This is a genomic window from Klebsiella sp. JB_Kp042 (genome assembly GCF_040065275.1).
Taxonomy (GTDB): Bacteria; Pseudomonadota; Gammaproteobacteria; order Enterobacterales; family Enterobacteriaceae; genus Klebsiella; species Klebsiella quasipneumoniae.
Genome location: NZ_JBEAJL010000006.1, coordinates 96,542 through 111,646 on the forward strand (window position 1 = coordinate 96,542; position 15,105 = coordinate 111,646).

Here is a 15,105-nt window from a genome sequence, read left to right on the forward strand (position 1 = left end):
GATGTCTGATAACCGCGTCTATAGCTACTCCGCCGTTCTGATGGGTTCTCCCATCCTGCTCAAACTCTGCTCCCATGATGAGGCGCTGGCCTCCCGCGTATTTCAGTTAATCAAGCGCTACGAAGATCTGCTTACCGTTAACCGCGCCGAGTCCCAGGTGATGGATATCAACCACGCCGCCGGACGTCACCCGGTGACCGTCAGCCGCCCGGTCTTTCAGCTCATTCAGTGCGCCAAAGCCGCCAGCATGGTGCGCGACAGCGCCTTTAACCTCGCGATTGGGCCGCTGGTGAAGCTGTGGCGGATTGGCTTTCAGGGACACAGCGTGCCTGACGCCGGCGAAATCAGGGCCCGGCTGGCGCTGACCCGCCCGCAGGAGGTGATCCTTGATGAGGCAACCTGCAGCGTGTTTCTTCAGCAGCCGGGGATGGAGCTGGATCTTGGGGCGATCGCCAAAGGCTATATCGCTGACCGGGTGCGTGATTATCTGCGTCAGCAGCAGGTGGAAAGGGCGCTGATCAACCTCGGCGGCAATGTGCATACCCTCGGCGAATGGGCTATTGGCCTGAAAAAACCGTTTGCCGATGCGCAGGCGCTGATCGGCTCCCTGACGGTCAACGGACAGTCGGTAGTCACCTCGGGCACCTACGAACGTTATTTCGAGCAGGACGGCAAGCGCTGGCACCATATTCTCGACCCGCGCAGCGGTTACCCGCTGGACAACGAACTCGACAGCGTCACGGTGATTTCCAGCGATTCTTTAGACGGCGATATCTGGACCACGCTGCTGTTCGGCCTCGGCGTCGAGAAAGGCTGCGCAGCGTTGCGTCAGCGGCAGGATATCGACGCGATTTTCGTCACCAAAAATCGCGACATTATACTGTCAGCGCCGCAGCGCTTGCGCTTTGCGTCGCTGGACAGCGGCTACCGCGTTACTGACTGTACTGCTTAAGCAAGCTGTACTGTTCGGCCACCAGGCGGTAGCGATAGACTGGCCGCCCGGTGGCGCCGTAGTGGATAGTGGTATAGAGAATATTGATCTGCGCCAGCCAGATCAGATACTTGCGGCAGGAAACACGGGAGATATTCACCGCCGCCGCCAGCTCATCGGTAGAGAATTCAACGTCCGGGTGAGCGTCAATCCACTGGCACAGGGTGCGCAGGGTTTGCGCGGTGAGCCCCTTGGGCAGCTTGCGCGCGTCGCTGGCCTCCGGCGCGCCGCCGTGCAGCAGGCGGTCAACGTCGGCCTGCTCGTAATAGGGTTGACCGGTTATCAGCTTGCGCTTCTCCCGCCAGGTGGTGAGCGCCTCTTCAAAACGGGGAAACTGGAAAGGTTTGATCAGGTAATCGACCACTCCGTAATGCATGGCGGTCTGCACCGTGGCGGCATCCGCCGCCGAGGTGATCATGATGACGTCGATGGCGCGCCCCGATTTACGGATAGTCGGCAGCAGATCGAGCCCGCTGTCCTGCTGCATATAGACATCCAGCAGCACCAGATCGATCTCCAGCTGCGGATCGTTAATCATCTCCCGGGCTTGACTGAGCGTCGAGGCGCTCCCGCTGCAACGAAAGCCGGGAACCCTTGCCACGTACAGGCGATTCAGTTCGGCCACCATGGCATCATCGTCAACAATCAACACATTTATCACGCACGTTTCCTTTTACTATCCCAGGGGAGATGAACAAAAAATTGGGTAAATACGCCGGGTTCCGACTCGACGGCGAGGGTGCCGCCCAGCTCGCGTAATTGCTGGTTGGCGAGAAACAGCCCGACGCCGCGATTCTCGCCTTTGGTGGAGAAGCCTTTGTTAAAGATAGCGTCGATGTTGTTTTCCGGGATCCCCGGCCCGTCGTCGCTCACTTCACCGCTTAGCCAGCCGTCCTGATAGTGCAGCAGCAGGCCGATTTCGCCCTCCGCCTGACCGCTCATGGCGTCCAGCGCGTTCTCGATAAGGTTGCCCAGCACCGTCACCAGCACGGTGACCTGCTTCTCATTCGGGCAATCCGGCACCAGGCTCTCTTCCGCCAGCTTAAGGGTAAAGCCGCACTCGGTGGCGCGCTGCATTTTACTTATCAGAAAGCCGGCCACCACCGGGGATTTAATGCGGTGCTGAATATCGCCGATGTCCGCCTGGTAGCGGTGGGCGGTCTGCAGCACGTACTCCTCGAGTTTGCCATAGCTTTTCATATTCAGCAGGCCGAGGATCACGTGCAGTTTGTTCATAAACTCATGTGAGGTGGTGCGCAGGGCATCCACATAGCTCATCATGCCGTCCAGCCGCTGCAGCAGCTGGCTGACTTCGGTCTTATCGCGGAAGGTACAGATGGCGCCGACCACCGCCTCCTGGCTGCGGATAGGCACCGTGTTGCTGATGAGCAACAGGCCATTGCACCCCAGCTCGCGGTCGTACATCGGCTCGCCGCTGTGCAAAACCGTCTGCAGGTCGGCGAGCAGCGGGGTATGCGCGAGGGTCTTGTCCGGCCCGGAAAAGAGAATCTCGCGCGCCGCCGGGTTGATCAGGTTAACCTCACCATGGGCATCGACCGCCACCACCCCCTCCTTGAGGGCGTGAAGCATGGCCTGACGCTGCTGAAACTGAGTGGATATTTCGTGCGGCTCCAGCCCCAGCAGGACGCGCTTCAGGCCGCGCACCAGGCTCCAGGTGCCGATGGCGCAGACCAGCGCGCTGAACAGGATGGTCAGCAGCACGTCCCAGCGGCTGTTGGCGATCTGCTCGTCCACTTTACTCAGCGAAATGCCGACCACCACCACGCCAATCTGCTGATGCTGGTCGTTGAACACCGGGGTAAACACCCGCAGCGCCGGGGCCAGCACCCCGTGGTTAATGGCCACGTTCTCTTTTCCCTGCAGCGTCGGCTGGATATCGTGGCCGATGAAGGGTTTGCCAATAATTGAGCTGTCCGGATGCGAATAGCGAATACCGTGCATATCGGTGACGATAGCGTACAGCAGGTCGTTGCGCCGGGTGATGGCCTGCGCCAGCGGCTGAATAATCTGCTGCTGCGGCGGCGCCGCCAGTCCGCGCTTCACCTGCGGCATATCAGCCATGGTACGCGCCACCGCCAGCGCGGTCTCTTTCAGGCCGTCGCGGGTGGCATTGCTGATCTGCATATACCACAGGGCATAGACCAGCAGCAGCACGGCGCCGATCACGCTGCCAATCATCAAGGAGACGGCGGTGCTCAGCTTTAGCGGTAAGGCGCGTTGACGAACGCGAGGCGGGTGCTCTGATGCCTTCATGACGATCCCGGATAGATTCAGTGAACGATTATTATCGCTGATAGCGCGGCATTCATAAAGCCGTGTAATCAAAGCAAAAGGCCGCTTTTGCTACGGTAGCCTCGGCCCGTCCACGATAAACTGTCGCTTTTCGCCACAGGCTTAAGGCAGACATGATGGAACTGGCATCTCTGGTCCGGGATATCCTCCGGCAACAGCACGTTGAACGACTGGCGCAGCATCGTCAACAGGACCGTGAAGCGGAAGCAGAGTGGGAGATCGCGCGCTGGCGGCATCGCAGCGGGGTGGTGATCCAGCACCGCTACGAGCTCGAGCTTCCGCAACAGGATGCCGCCTCGTGCCCGGAGTGCTGGATCGACTGGCTGGTTATCGATAGCGCCGGCCTGGAGGTGAAGCCAATGCGCAAACAATTTTATAACCTTTGTCAGCAATCCTTCTGGCTGGCCATGCAGGCGGAAGGCGAAGATAAGACCTGAGACAGGATTGCTCAGATAATCGGCAATTGCCCGTGAACGGGCGATCGGGACGGTAAACTGTGACCCCGACGGCGGTAAAGCGCGGAAGATTCCCCTTATAGTGGCGACAGAGGTTAAATAGTCCTGATGAATATAAGGATATGCATCAGGCCGCTGATTTCGCCGAGATGCGCTTTTTCTGTCGTAAATGGAGGTTGTTATGAGCAGTTCGCTAACCGCGTCAATGCAGGCACGTCGTCACCCGGATACCACCCACATCGATCGCCTCGCCACCGCCGACATGCTGGCGATGCTGCATCAGGATGATAAGCAGATATCGGAGGCGGTCGGCGCCTGTCTGCCGGATATCGCCCGGTTGATTGATATCGCCACCGCGACAATGAGCCGGGGAGGGCGTCTGGTCATTATCGGCGCCGGGGAATCAGGCCGCACGGCAGTCCAGGCGGTCAGCGACTACTCTCCGGAAGGCAAACATGCGCTTGTGGGGCTAATTGCCGGTGGCCAGACGGCGGCGATGGCCGAGAGGGAGACGGCAGCGAATAATTACGATCTTGGCGCCTTCGAGCTGCAGTCGCTGGACTTTTCCAGCCACGATATGCTGCTGGCGCTGACCGTTAGCGGCAAGACCCCGTGGGTCTGGGGGGCGATGCGCCACGCCTGGTCGCTGGGGGCCCCGATCGCGGTGGTGACCCAGCAGGCGGCCAGCGAGGCGGCGCAGCTGGCGGATATTGTTATTGCTCCGCAGACCGGGCCGGAAGCGGTGGCGGGCTTGACCAATCCGAAGGCCCGGCTGGCCCAGCGGCAGATCCTTAACATGGTGTCGACGGGCCTTGCTATCCGTGACGGCCGGGTGTACAGCAACCTGCGGGTGGATCTGCAGGCTGACACTCCGCACTGGGCGGAGCGGCAGGTGGCGATTGTTATGGCGGCCACCGACTGCACGCGCAGCGAAGCAAAAGCCGCGCTGACCAGCTGCCACCACCATTGCCGCACCGCGATCCTGATGCTGCTCAGCGGGCTGGACGCCTGGCACGCGCGGGAGCTGCTGACCAAACATCACGATCATCTGCGTCTTGCCCTGCGCGAAGCCCAGCGCAGCGCTGTCACTCCCGCCCATTAAGCCTGTCGCCAGGCGCGCACCAACGGTGTGCGCGTCTGGACTTTATTAACTAAAGAAATCCCTCTTTTCTATTTTCCCCGGCAATCGCGCTGAATTTTCAGCCATAATTTTACGGCGACTTTTATTTTTTGCGTCGTTCTGATTTTTTAAGTTAAATAATTATTTGATTAAAATGCGAGAGTGTAAATGATATTTTAAAATAAAGTAAAAGTGCGTTAATATGCTGCCTCTTATTACCGTGTGCTACGTGATAATTCTATTATGCCTGCAATGAAAAAAACGATTATTTCCTTTACCGCATTAGCGATGTTCGTCAGCGCGGCGACGCATGCTGAAGCGGATACCTCTAAAAAAACTGACTTCCTGCTGATTGGCGGCGGGATCATGAGCGCCTCGCTTGGCACCTGGCTGCAGGCGCTGCAGCCGGACTGGGACCTGACGATGGTGGAGAAACTGGACGGCGTGGCCCTGGAATCTTCCAACGGCTGGAATAACGCCGGTACCGGTCACTCGGCGAATATGGAGTTGAACTATACGCCGGAGCGGGCCGACGGATCGATTGACGTCAGCAAAGCGCTGGATATTAACGAACAGTTTATGATCTCCCGTCAGTTCTGGTCGGCACAGGTGAAGCGCGGTATTTTGCACGATCCGCACTCCTTTATTAATTCCACGCCGCATATGAGTTTCGTCTGGGGCGATAATGTCGACTATCTACATAAGCGTTATACCGCGCTGCAGCAGACCACCTTATTCCAGGGGATGAAATTCTCCACCGACCACGCGCAAATTAAACAGTGGGCGCCGCTGGTGATGGAAGGCCGCGATCCGCAGCAGAAAGTCGCTGCCACCTGGACGCCGGTAGGTACCGACGTTAACTATGGCGAAATCACCCGGCAGCTGATCGGCAGCCTGAAGAAAAACAGCCATTTCACCCTGCAAACCTCCTCTGAGGTCACCGATTTCAAACGCAATGCCGATAACTCCTGGCACGTGACCATTAAGAACGTGCAGAGCGGGGAAGCGCAGACTATTGACGCGAAATACGTCTTTATCGGCGCCGGCGGCGGCGCGCTGAAGCTGCTGCAGAAAACCGGTATTCCGGAAGCGGACAACTATGCTGGCTTCCCGGTGGGCGGTTCGTTCCTGATGACCGAGAACCCGGCGGTCACCGCGCAGCACCTCGAGAAAGTGTATGGCCAGGCTTCGGTCGGCGCGCCGCCGATGTCGGTACCGCACCTTGACGCCCGCTACCTGGATGGCAAGCGCGTGGTGCTGTTTGGGCCGTTCGCCACCTTCTCGACCAAGTTCCTGAAAAACGGTTCCTTCTTCGACCTGTTGAGCACCACCACCACTGATAACGTGCTGCCGATGACCCACGTCGGACTCGATAACTTCGACCTGGTGAAATATCTCGTCAGCCAGGTGATGCTCAGCGATGATGACCGCTTCGCCGCGCTGAAAGAGTACTACCCGGACGCGCGTAAAGAGGACTGGAAGCTGATCCAGGCCGGCCAGCGCGTGCAGATCATTAAGAAAGACGCAGAGAAGGGCGGCGTGCTGAAACTGGGTACCGAAGTGGTGGTCGATCAGCAGAAAACCATTTCCGCGCTGCTCGGCGCGTCGCCGGGGGCTTCCACCGCCGCGCCGATCACCCTCAATGTGCTCAAGCAGATGTTCCCGACGCAGTTTAACTCGCCGGAGTGGCAGACCCGTATCCACCAGATCGTGCCGAGCTACGGCCAGAAGCTGAACGGTAACGTGGCGCTGACCCAGCAGGTTTGGGATGATACCGCCGCGACCCTGCAGCTGACGAAACCGCCGGTGATCCAGATGCCAGCGGCTGCGCCCACCGCGACCGCGAAGCCGGCGGAGCCGCAGCGCGACGCCTCGCCGCAGCATGATATGGCGCTGTAAAAGCAAACTCGATAGAGAACAAAAGGGAAGACCACGGTCTTCCCTTTTTTGCGTTCCTTGCCGGCCTAAGCCGCTCTCTGCCTGCAACTTTGCCGTCATAAACGATATACTGATTTGAATTGAAAAAAGAAAAGCAAATCAGGAGTGTGGAAGGGCTATGCAAGACGATATCAACCAGGAGATCACCTTCCGCAAGCTGTCGGTCTTTATGATGTTTATGGCGAAGGGCAATATCGCCAGAACCGCCGAAGCGATGAAGCTTAGCAGCGTCAGCGTTCATCGCGCGCTGCATACCCTGGAAGAGGGGGTGGGCTGCCCGCTGTTTGTCCATAAAGGGCGCAATCTGCTGCCGCTGCAGGCGGCGTGGACGCTGCTGGAATATTGTCAGGATGTGATGAGTCTGATGAGCCGCGGCCTTGAGGCGACGCGCAAAGTCGCCGGCGTCGGCCAGGGGCGGCTGCGCATCGGCACCCTCTATTCCCTGACCCTGGAAACCGTCCCGCGCATTATCATGGGTATGAAGCTGCGTCGTCCGGAGCTGGAGCTGGATCTCACCATGGGCTCTAACCAGATGCTGCTGGATATGCTGGAAGACGACGCTCTCGACGCTATCCTGATCGCCACCAATGAAGGGGAGTTCAACAATACCGCTTTCGACGTGGTGCCGCTGTTTGAGGACGATATCTTTCTCGCCGCCCCGGCGACAGCGCAGCTGGATAGCACACAGCTTGCTGACCTGCGCGATTACGCCGACCGGAAATTCGTCTCGCTGGCGGAGGGGTTCGCCACCTATGCCGGGTTCCGGGAAGCGTTTCATATCGCTGGCTTCGAGCCGACGATCGTCACCCGGGTGAATGACATCTTTTCGATGATTAGCCTGGTGCAGGCGGGCGTCGGGTTTGCGCTGCTGCCGGGGCGGATGAAAAAAGTCTATGAAAAAGATGTACAGCTGTTAAAGCTGGCGGAACCGTACCAGCTGCGCCAGCTGATCTCGATTGTCTATTCACACCATCGCGAACGCGATGCCGACCTGCTGGCGCTGGCGGCGGAAGGGAGAATGTACGCCCGGAGCCTTAATCGTTAAGCCGCTGCGCCAGATGGCGGGCGACGTCCGCGCCGCTGCGTTCCAGCGAGAGGGTCTCCCCGCGCCAGCCCGCCTGGCGGGTCAGGCAGGTCAATACCCCGCCGGGGGGCATCTCAATGGCTAAGCGCGCGTCGCGCTCATCGGCGGCGATCATCGCCTCCTGCCAGTGGACGGTGCGCGCCATGTTCATCGCCAGATCGTCGGCGATCCGCTGCGGATCCCACAGCACGCGCGCCGTCGAGCCGCTTAAATAGGCGCACTGCGGGCGCGTTAAGGTCACGTCGGCAAAGGCTTTTGCCAGCGCGGCGGCGGGTTTATCCAGCAGCACGCAGTGCGACGGGACGCTGACCGCCAGCCGCTGCGCCTTACTGGCGCCCGCCTGCAGCGCCAGCTGCGCTACCTCGGCCATGGCTTCATCGCGTCCGGCGATCACGATCTGCGTTTCGGCGTTCAGGTTGGCAAGATAGACCTCGTGGCCCTGCATCAGCGCCTCAACCCGCGGGCGGGTCAGGCCCATGATCGCCGTCAGCCCGTAACCTTCGGGATAGGCCTGCTCCATAAGATCGCCGCGCAGGGCCACCAGGCGCAGCGCGCTGGCGAAATCGAGCGCGCCGGCAATCACCGCTGCGGGAAAGGCGCCGATGGACAGGCCGCTGACAATCTGCGGATTGACGCCCTGGCGCTGTAGCTCGCGCGCCCAGGCTACCCCGGCGATCAGCAGGCAGAGCTGGACCGCACGGGTATGTTTTAGCGATCCGGCGCTATCGAGGGCCTCGACTTCATCCCCTACCACGGCGCGCGCCTGGCTGAGGATCGCTTCGCGGTCGGGGATAGCCGCCAGCATGCCGGGACGCTGGGCACCCTGTCCGGGAAAAGTAAACAAAATCTTCATCATTCCTCCCTGCGCCACGGCGCAGCGGTTAAGCGCGCGCCGCGGGACGTTTTCAGCAGCGCTCGCCCATCGCGTAGCCACTCATTGAGGGCGAAGGCGCCGTATTGCGTTTCGACCTGGGTATCGGCGCGGCACGGGAGCTGGGCCACCCGGGACTGCCATTCCAGCAGCGCCTCGCGGGCCAGCGGCTGCGGGGCGCGGATCAGGAGATCCAGATCGCTTGCCGCATGGAGTACCGGGATTTCGGTCGCCAGCGCGTAGCCGGTGCTGCCGGTGACGCCCCAGCGCCAGGGCCAGTCGCCCAGCGTCAGGGCGATGGCCGCCTGGACCGGCGGCTGCGAAACAAAAGGGGAGCCCAGCAGGCGCTCGCGCTCCACCAGCATCTCCGGGGTGACGCTGCGCACGATATTGTGCGCCTGTACCCAGCCGGCGGCGCGCTGTTCGCGTTTCATGCCCCGCACCCCAACCGGGATGCGGGCCTGACCGTCAACATCGCGCCTCACCACCACCGGCAGCGCGGCTCGCCACTGCTGAGCCACCCACGGCTCGACAACATCTTCCAGGGCGCTGGCGTGGTTTAACCACACTAAATCGTGGGGACGCGGTGTTGATGACATGGTTTACAGTCCTGAAGTCAAAGAGATAAATAGCGGTAGCGACAGGATACACAGAACCGAGCTCAACAGCAGCACGGCTTCAGCATCCGGGGACTGCACGCCGAAGCGGTTGCCGAAGACCACGCCGAAGAAGCCGGCGGCCAGGGCAATCATCAGGATCGCGGTAATGGCGATAGAGCCGTGCAGACCCAGCAGCATCACCAGACCCCAGGCAATAAACGGCTGCACCAGCAGTTTCACGATGGTGGAGGTGGCGATCAGCGCATTGAGCTGCAGTTTACGCGCCGAGAGGATCACCCCGGTGAGGAACAGCGCCGCGGCGGTGGCGGCCAGGCCCAACGGTTTGATGGCGGCCAGCAGCAGGTCCGGCATTTTAATGCCGATAGCGGAAAGCACCACCCCGAGCAGCGGGCCCCAGACGATCGGCTTTTTCACCGAACGCCACATCAGCACCGGCAGCATCGCCAGCGTAGAACCGGTGGTTTCCCCCGCGGCGCGGGCTTTTTCACGTTCCAGAATCAGCAGGCAGAAGGGGGTCATCAGTACCGAACCGCAGGCGATAGAGACCGCCACCGACAGCGAAGTCGATGCGCCTTCACCCAGCACGCTGCCGAGGATCGGCAGGCCCAGCGCGGCATAGTTCGGCAGGGCGACGGTGAGGGTCAGCACCGCGGCATCCTGCGGGGTGCGTTTGAAGATGCTGGTGGCGAGGAAGTAAATCCCGGCGTAGGTGATCCACATCGCGCCAGTGAGCACCAGCACCAGCGGTGACTGGGCGACGATACCGGCCCACGGCGTTTGCACCGTGGCGCTGAACAGCGTAGCGGGTAAGGCAAAGTCCATTACAAAGATATTGAGCAGGGAGACATTTTTGTTATCTACCATCCCGGCCTTACCGGCCCAGAAGCATAATGACGAAAATCGGGGCAAGAGCATGAATAATCACATAAGTCATAAATCACCTGTAAATAAAATAGAGTACTGGCGCGATTGTTATTTTTTCTAAAAGCCGTCCCTACCCGGCGCGGTTATGACGCGCTCCGGGGGACGGCTTCCGGCAGGTTTTCTTCTACTACTTACGTACGAACGTGCTACCAGCTGGCGCGCATCAGGTCGCGGACCCGCTGCGAGCTGCGGCGGTTTTCCGCACCCAGGCGGCACTTCAGCGAGGGATCCTGGCGCGCGTCAGCGATGGCGTCGCGCAGGGTGTGGCTGACCAGCGCCAGATCGTGGTCGTCAGGGGCGTCCGGATGGCTGATGTCAAGCAGAGCGGAGAGCAGGCCGAGCGTGGCGTAGTTGCTGACGTCATAGGCCATCGGCGGGATGGTCGCCGCCAGTTTCTCCAGCGCCTCCACGCTGCGCAGGGTAATGCGCGCGGCCGACGCTTTACCCATCGCGTGGACCAGTACGCCGCTGTCGTTAAAGGCGATCAGACGGTTGGCCTGGTAGCCGTGGGCCAGAAACGCGCCGGACATCGCTTTGCCGACGATCAGGCCAATCACCGGGTGGCCGGCCAGACGGGCTTTGGCGTAGGCGCCTGCCGCTCCGGCCAGCGCCTGGTGAATACCAAAGGCTTCTTCGCGACGGCCATAGGCCTGGCTCGGCACATCGATCACGGCGACGATCGGCCGTTTGCGGGCCTGGTCGGCGTCGGCGGCGATGGTTTCATTGACCACTTTCGCCAGCGTCCAGCCTTCCAGCAGGCCGACTTCACCGCCGGCGGCGCGCGGGTAGTGGTTGTTGGCGTCAGGCACCACGGCGATAAAGCGGACGCTTTCGCCATCAATCTGGCCATCTGCGACCTGCACGGAAGGGCACAGGCCGCTCATCAGCGGCGCCTCGGGCGCCAGTTTGTTCAGCCATAGCGCGGCGCGGTTTGGGAACTGACTCATTATTTTTCCTCCCGGGCAAAAAGCTGTTTAATCTGCGCGGTATCCGCCTGCTGGCGGGTGTCGAACTGGCTTAAACGGCGCAGATAGTCGTCATAATTGTCGCTGCGGTGTTGCGCCGGTACGCCTTTGGCGATCGCCGCGTTCATCGCGGTTTTGACGGCCTTGACGCCATCGTTAACCAGCGTGTCGACCAGGCCACTGGCGGCGCGAATTTCACCCCCGGTCATGCTCCAGATAAACGGCCGGTTACGCGAGTCGTACTCTTCAATGCCGGCTTCCTGCTCGATAACCTGCGGGCCGTTGAGGCCGAGACGGGCTTCTCGGGTGACGATGAGATAGCTGCACAGCGCGGCGGCGATGGACATGCCGCCGAAGCAGCCGACGGTGCCAGCGATGATGCCGACTACCGGGGTGTAGCGGCGCAGATCGACAATCGCGGCGTGAATATCGGCGATGGCGGCCAGGCCAAGGTTGGCCTCCTGCAGCCGGACGCCGCCGGTTTCCAGGCACAGGACCGCCTGCGTCGGAATACCGTTGCGGTTATCCTCCGCCGCCAGCTCCAGCGCGGCGGCCATTTTGGCGCCGGAGACTTCGCCCATACTGCCGCCCTGGAAGGTGCCTTCGATGGCAATCACCACCGCCGGCTGGCGGTTGATAGTGCCTTTGGCGACCACCATACCGTCGTCGGACTGTGGGACAATGCCCTGCGCGCCGAGCCACGGCGACATAATGCCGTCAAACGGATCCAGTAGTTCGCGGTAGCTGCCGTCGTCCAGCAGTGCGTGGGCGCGTTCGCGAGCGCGCAGTTCGATAAAGCTGCGATCGTTACGCATGAGCGGCCTCCTCAAAGACTTGTTCGATACGAATACGGGCGACGCCCGGCGTGGCGCCGAAGTCGTGAATAACCAACTGCCCGGCGGGTAGGCCGTTGATCAGGCTCAGCCGGTCGAACAGCGCCTGCCAGCGCGCCTGACTGTTATCCACCGAGGTGGTAATTTGCACGCTGAGCGTATCGCTTCCGGCGGCGGTATAGAGCACTTCCATATCGCCTGAACCTACAACCCCTGCCAGCGCTCGGCCGCGGAGGGCGCGGCTGGCAGGAAATGACAATGTAATCTGTTCCATAACATCCTCTGAATGCGTTAGCCGGCAACCCGGTCGAGAAACAGGGTGGCGGCAAGGAGATCGGCGGCGCCGCCCGGCGAGGCGTTGTGCGCCAGCATCTGCGCGTCAAGCCGCGCCAGGGCGGCGCGTCCGGCGACGCTGGCGCACCCGCCGGCCGCCAGCACCGCGCGGGCGCCCTGCTGCATGGTCTGCAGGCCGGTCATGCCGGCGCGCGACAGCACGCAGGTATCGCTCAGCGAGGTCATGATGGCCATCAGCGCGTCAAGTCGCGCCTGCGGCTCGCTGGCGCCCCGGGCGCGGCTTTGCTGTAACTGCGGCAGCGCCAGGGCGGTGATATGCGGGAAACCGCGCTGCGCCTCTTCGCGCGCGCCCGGCACCTGCCAGCGGCGGCTGGCGCGTAGCCCTTTACTGAAGCTTTTCGGCGCCAGGCCGTCGGGCAGACGGGCGAGGGCGGCGGCGGTGTCGGCGATCGCCTGTGAATGACCCACTCCCCCCAACATCGCTACCGCGCTGACCAGCAGCCCCAGCGCCCAGATGGCGCCGCGGTGGGTGTTGACCCCGCCAGTGGCCTGCATCATCTGCGCTTCGCCTTCCCGGCCGAGGCGGCCGACGGTTTCGCGCAGCGCGATATCCGCCGGGCGGCGCCAGCTTTGCTGGGCCAGCGCGTGGAAGGTCGGCTGCAGGCTGCGGGCGGAGCGTTCCATCAGCGCCAGCGTGAGGTCCTGATGCGCGCCGCTGCCGCGGCTGTCGACCAGACCCGGTTTCGGGCTCAGACGGGCTTCGTCAATCAGACAGGCGCTGGCGGTATCCGCCAGCCAGCTGACGCGGCTTTCTGCGTGCAGGGGGGAGAGAATTTTCATTACCAGCTCCGGAATTTTGCCGGTGGGTTGTACAGTCCGTCGGACCATTCCACCAGGTCGGCGACGCTGCCGGCGGCCAGCAGCGAACGGGTGGCCTCGCTGCGGCGAATGCCGAGATCTTCCGGGTAAACCACTTTGCCGCTCTGACGCAGGGCAGCCACACGTTTCGCGTCCACTCCGAGACCGATGTCGGTGATCCCGGCCACGGCGGCGACCATCGCCCGGCGCTCTTCCAGGCTTTCCGCACGATACAGGTAGGCGATACCCTCTTCGGTCAGCACGTGGGTGACGTCATCGCCGTAAATCATCACCGGCGCCAGCGGCATGCCGGAGGTTTTGGCGACGTCGACCGCGTCGAGAGTCTCAACAAAGGTCGGCTTCACCCCGGCCTGAAAGGTTTCGACCATCTGCACTACCAGTTTTTTACCGCGCTGCATGGGGTCTGGCTCGGTGATCATATTGAGCCAGGCAGGGGTGGCATGGCGGCGGCCGTGCGGATCGTGGCCCATGTTCGGCGCGCCGCCGAAGCCGGAAAGGCGGCCGCGGGTGACGGTCGAGGAGTTAGCCAGACCATCAACCTGCAGGGTCGAACCGATAAACATATCCACCGCGTACTGCCCCGCCAGCTGGCAGAAGGCGCGGTTGGAGCGCATGGAGCCGTCCGGGCCGGTAAAGAAGATATCCGGACGGGCGCGGATGTACTCTTCCATCCCCAGCTCGCCGCCGAAGCAGTGCACGCTCTCCACCCAGCCGCTCTCAATCGCCGGGATCAGCGTCGGATGCGGGTTCAGGGTCCAGTGTTTACAGATTTTGCCTTTCAGACCGAGCTGTTCGCCGTAAGTCGGCAGCAGCAGTTCGATGGCGGCGGTGTTGAAGCCGATCCCGTGGTTGAGGGACTGCACCTGATGCTCGGCGTAGATGCCCTTGATCGCCATCATCGCCATCAGAATGTGTTCTTGCTTAATCAGGCGCGGGTCGCGGGTGAACAGCGGTTCAATAAAGAACGGCTTGTCGGCGACCACCACGTAATCAATCCACGAGCCGGGAATATCGACGCGGGGCAGATCGCACTCGTCGTCCACCAGTTCGTTAACCTGGGCGATAACAATACCGTCGTGGAAGGCGGCGGCTTCCACCAGTGCCGGGGTATCTTCGGTACTCGGCCCGGTATACAGGTTGCCTTTACGGTCGGCTTTGTAGCCGGCGATCAGCGCGACGTTGGGCGACAGATCGACGTACAGGCGGGAGTAGAGTTCGATATAGGTATGAATGGCGCCGATTTCCAGCAGGCCATCTTCCAGCAGCTGCGAAATGCGCAGGCTTTGGGTACCGGAGAAGGAGAAATCAAGTTTGCGGGCGATACCTTTTTCAAACAGGTCCAGATGCTCGCTGCGCCCGACGCTCGGCATGATCATATGCAGATCGTGGATTTTCTGCGGATTGACTTCCGCCAGCATGCGGGAGAGGAAATCGGCCTGCTTCTGGTTGTTGCCTTCCAGCACCACCCGGTCGCCGGGGGCGATCAGGTTTTCCAGTACGCTGACCAGCTGGTCAGTGGGGATGACTTTGCCCGGGATGTTGGCCTCGGCCAGCCGCCGCTGCTTTTCCGTCCGGCGACGGTTCCAGACCCGCCCCGTCGTTTGTTCGGCATTCATTATTAACCTCCTGATTCGACAAATCGTTTTGTTTGTCCTGGTGGAGGTTAGTGTGCGATGCGAGGCGCGGAGCATCAATTAAGCACGGCGGCCAATCGTTAGCCTGAGAGTAACAATTGTGATTGGCCCTTTGTGATGAGGATCAATAATACGAAAGGCGTAGTGGTCTACCACAGGTGTCAGGGAGAGGGGGGGGCCGCCC

Annotated in this window: 14 protein-coding genes and 1 pseudogene; 5 read left to right on the forward strand and 10 right to left on the reverse strand. The window is 61.4% G+C overall.

Annotated features, from left to right (window positions below; translation table 11 throughout):
- Position 1 precedes the first annotated feature (1 nt).
- Positions 2 to 952 (forward strand): FAD:protein FMN transferase, encoded by a 951-nt coding sequence (locus tag ABLV54_RS00470; protein ID WP_050534296.1) that lies wholly within the window; start codon positions 2 to 4, stop codon positions 950 to 952.
- On the opposite strand, the gene dcuR is transcribed toward ABLV54_RS00470, so the two are convergent.
- Together dcuR and ABLV54_RS00480 are read right to left on the reverse strand one after the other, a co-directional pair.
- Positions 933 to 1,652 carry a two-component system response regulator DcuR gene (gene dcuR, locus ABLV54_RS00475; protein ID WP_023289524.1) on the reverse strand — a complete coding sequence of 240 codons (720 nt, stop codon included), beginning with the start codon at positions 1,650 to 1,652 and terminating at the stop codon, positions 933 to 935. The genes ABLV54_RS00470 and dcuR overlap by 20 nt on opposite strands.
- A complete protein-coding gene (locus tag ABLV54_RS00480; RefSeq protein ID WP_023289525.1) occupies positions 1,649 to 3,265 on the reverse strand; it encodes a sensor histidine kinase in 1,617 nt (538 codons plus the stop codon). Before ABLV54_RS00480 ends, dcuR begins: the two co-directional genes overlap by 4 nt.
- A 155-nt stretch (positions 3,266 to 3,420) precedes the next feature.
- On the opposite strand from ABLV54_RS00480, the gene ABLV54_RS00485 reads away from it, so the two are divergent.
- The 4 genes from ABLV54_RS00485 to ABLV54_RS00500 all read left to right on the forward strand — a co-directional run bounded on the left by ABLV54_RS00485 (position 3,421) and on the right by ABLV54_RS00500 (position 7,862).
- Positions 3,421 to 3,741: a hypothetical protein gene (locus ABLV54_RS00485; RefSeq protein WP_050534297.1), complete on the forward strand. Its 321-nt coding sequence runs from the start codon at positions 3,421 to 3,423 to the stop codon at positions 3,739 to 3,741.
- Positions 3,742 to 3,940: 199 nt separating this feature from the next.
- A complete protein-coding gene (locus ABLV54_RS00490) occupies positions 3,941 to 4,861 on the forward strand; it encodes an N-acetylmuramic acid 6-phosphate etherase (RefSeq protein WP_023289527.1) in 921 nt (306 codons plus the stop codon).
- Between the two features lie 306 nt (positions 4,862 to 5,167).
- The gene (mqo, locus tag ABLV54_RS00495; protein ID WP_248860871.1) at positions 5,168 to 6,778 is read left to right on the forward strand and encodes a malate dehydrogenase (quinone); all 1,611 of its coding nucleotides are present in this window, start codon (positions 5,168 to 5,170) and stop codon (positions 6,776 to 6,778) included.
- 157 nt (positions 6,779 to 6,935) lie between these two features.
- Positions 6,936 to 7,862: a LysR substrate-binding domain-containing protein gene (locus ABLV54_RS00500; protein WP_348813489.1), complete on the forward strand. Its 927-nt coding sequence runs from the start codon at positions 6,936 to 6,938 to the stop codon at positions 7,860 to 7,862.
- Here the strand turns inward: ABLV54_RS00500 and mdcH are convergent.
- The 8 genes and pseudogenes from mdcH to mdcA form a co-directional block, all read right to left on the reverse strand.
- Positions 7,852 to 8,754 carry a malonate decarboxylase subunit epsilon gene (gene mdcH / locus ABLV54_RS00505; RefSeq protein ID WP_050534299.1) on the reverse strand — a complete coding sequence of 301 codons (903 nt, stop codon included), beginning with the start codon at positions 8,752 to 8,754 and terminating at the stop codon, positions 7,852 to 7,854. The two genes, ABLV54_RS00500 and mdcH, sit on opposite strands and share 11 nt — an antisense overlap.
- Complete coding sequence (locus ABLV54_RS00510; RefSeq protein ID WP_050534300.1) at positions 8,754 to 9,371, reverse strand: malonate decarboxylase holo-ACP synthase; 618 nt, start codon at positions 9,369 to 9,371, stop codon at positions 8,754 to 8,756. Before ABLV54_RS00510 ends, mdcH begins: the two co-directional genes overlap by 1 nt.
- A 3-nt stretch (positions 9,372 to 9,374) precedes the next feature.
- A pseudogene (locus ABLV54_RS00515) lies at positions 9,375 to 10,326 on the reverse strand (AEC family transporter).
- A gap of 136 nt (positions 10,327 to 10,462) precedes the next feature.
- A complete protein-coding gene (gene mdcE / locus ABLV54_RS00520) occupies positions 10,463 to 11,263 on the reverse strand; it encodes a biotin-independent malonate decarboxylase subunit gamma (RefSeq protein WP_048334891.1) in 801 nt (266 codons plus the stop codon).
- On the reverse strand, positions 11,263 to 12,096 hold the full coding sequence (locus ABLV54_RS00525; RefSeq protein WP_050534302.1) for a biotin-independent malonate decarboxylase subunit beta: 834 nt from the start codon (positions 12,094 to 12,096) through the stop codon (positions 11,263 to 11,265). The genes mdcE and ABLV54_RS00525 overlap by 1 nt, the downstream gene beginning before the upstream one ends.
- Complete coding sequence (gene mdcC / locus ABLV54_RS00530) at positions 12,089 to 12,388, reverse strand: malonate decarboxylase acyl carrier protein (protein ID WP_023289535.1); 300 nt, start codon at positions 12,386 to 12,388, stop codon at positions 12,089 to 12,091. Before mdcC ends, ABLV54_RS00525 begins: the two co-directional genes overlap by 8 nt.
- A 17-nt stretch (positions 12,389 to 12,405) precedes the next feature.
- Positions 12,406 to 13,248 carry a triphosphoribosyl-dephospho-CoA synthase gene (locus ABLV54_RS00535; protein WP_048334889.1) on the reverse strand — a complete coding sequence of 281 codons (843 nt, stop codon included), beginning with the start codon at positions 13,246 to 13,248 and terminating at the stop codon, positions 12,406 to 12,408.
- Entirely contained in the window at positions 13,248 to 14,903 is a 1,656-nt protein-coding gene (gene mdcA / locus ABLV54_RS00540) for a malonate decarboxylase subunit alpha (protein ID WP_023289537.1), read from the reverse strand. Before mdcA ends, ABLV54_RS00535 begins: the two co-directional genes overlap by 1 nt.
- Between the last annotated feature and the right edge of the window lie 202 nt (positions 14,904 to 15,105).

Bases quoted from the DNA above. Each gene is read 5' to 3' on its own strand.
- ABLV54_RS00470 (WP_050534296.1), top strand. From the start codon at position 2: ATGTCTGATAACCGCGTCTATAGCTACTCCGCCGTTCTGATGGGTTCT.
- ABLV54_RS00480 (WP_023289525.1), bottom strand. From the start codon at position 3,265: ATGAAGGCATCAGAGCACCCGCCTCGCGTTCGTCAACGCGCCTTACCG.
- ABLV54_RS00485 (WP_050534297.1), top strand. From the start codon at position 3,421: ATGGAACTGGCATCTCTGGTCCGGGATATCCTCCGGCAACAGCACGTT.
- ABLV54_RS00490 (WP_023289527.1), top strand. From the start codon at position 3,941: ATGAGCAGTTCGCTAACCGCGTCAATGCAGGCACGTCGTCACCCGGAT.
- mqo (WP_248860871.1), top strand. From the start codon at position 5,168: ATGTTCGTCAGCGCGGCGACGCATGCTGAAGCGGATACCTCTAAAAAA.
- ABLV54_RS00500 (WP_348813489.1), top strand. From the start codon at position 6,936: ATGCAAGACGATATCAACCAGGAGATCACCTTCCGCAAGCTGTCGGTC.
- mdcH (WP_050534299.1), bottom strand. From the start codon at position 8,754: ATGAAGATTTTGTTTACTTTTCCCGGACAGGGTGCCCAGCGTCCCGGC.
- ABLV54_RS00510 (WP_050534300.1), bottom strand. From the start codon at position 9,371: ATGTCATCAACACCGCGTCCCCACGATTTAGTGTGGTTAAACCACGCC.
- mdcE (WP_048334891.1), bottom strand. From the start codon at position 11,263: ATGAGTCAGTTCCCAAACCGCGCCGCGCTATGGCTGAACAAACTGGCG.
- ABLV54_RS00525 (WP_050534302.1), bottom strand. From the start codon at position 12,096: ATGCGTAACGATCGCAGCTTTATCGAACTGCGCGCTCGCGAACGCGCC.
- mdcC (WP_023289535.1), bottom strand. From the start codon at position 12,388: ATGGAACAGATTACATTGTCATTTCCTGCCAGCCGCGCCCTCCGCGGC.
- ABLV54_RS00535 (WP_048334889.1), bottom strand. From the start codon at position 13,248: ATGAAAATTCTCTCCCCCCTGCACGCAGAAAGCCGCGTCAGCTGGCTG.
- mdcA (WP_023289537.1), bottom strand. From the start codon at position 14,903: ATGAATGCCGAACAAACGACGGGGCGGGTCTGGAACCGTCGCCGGACG.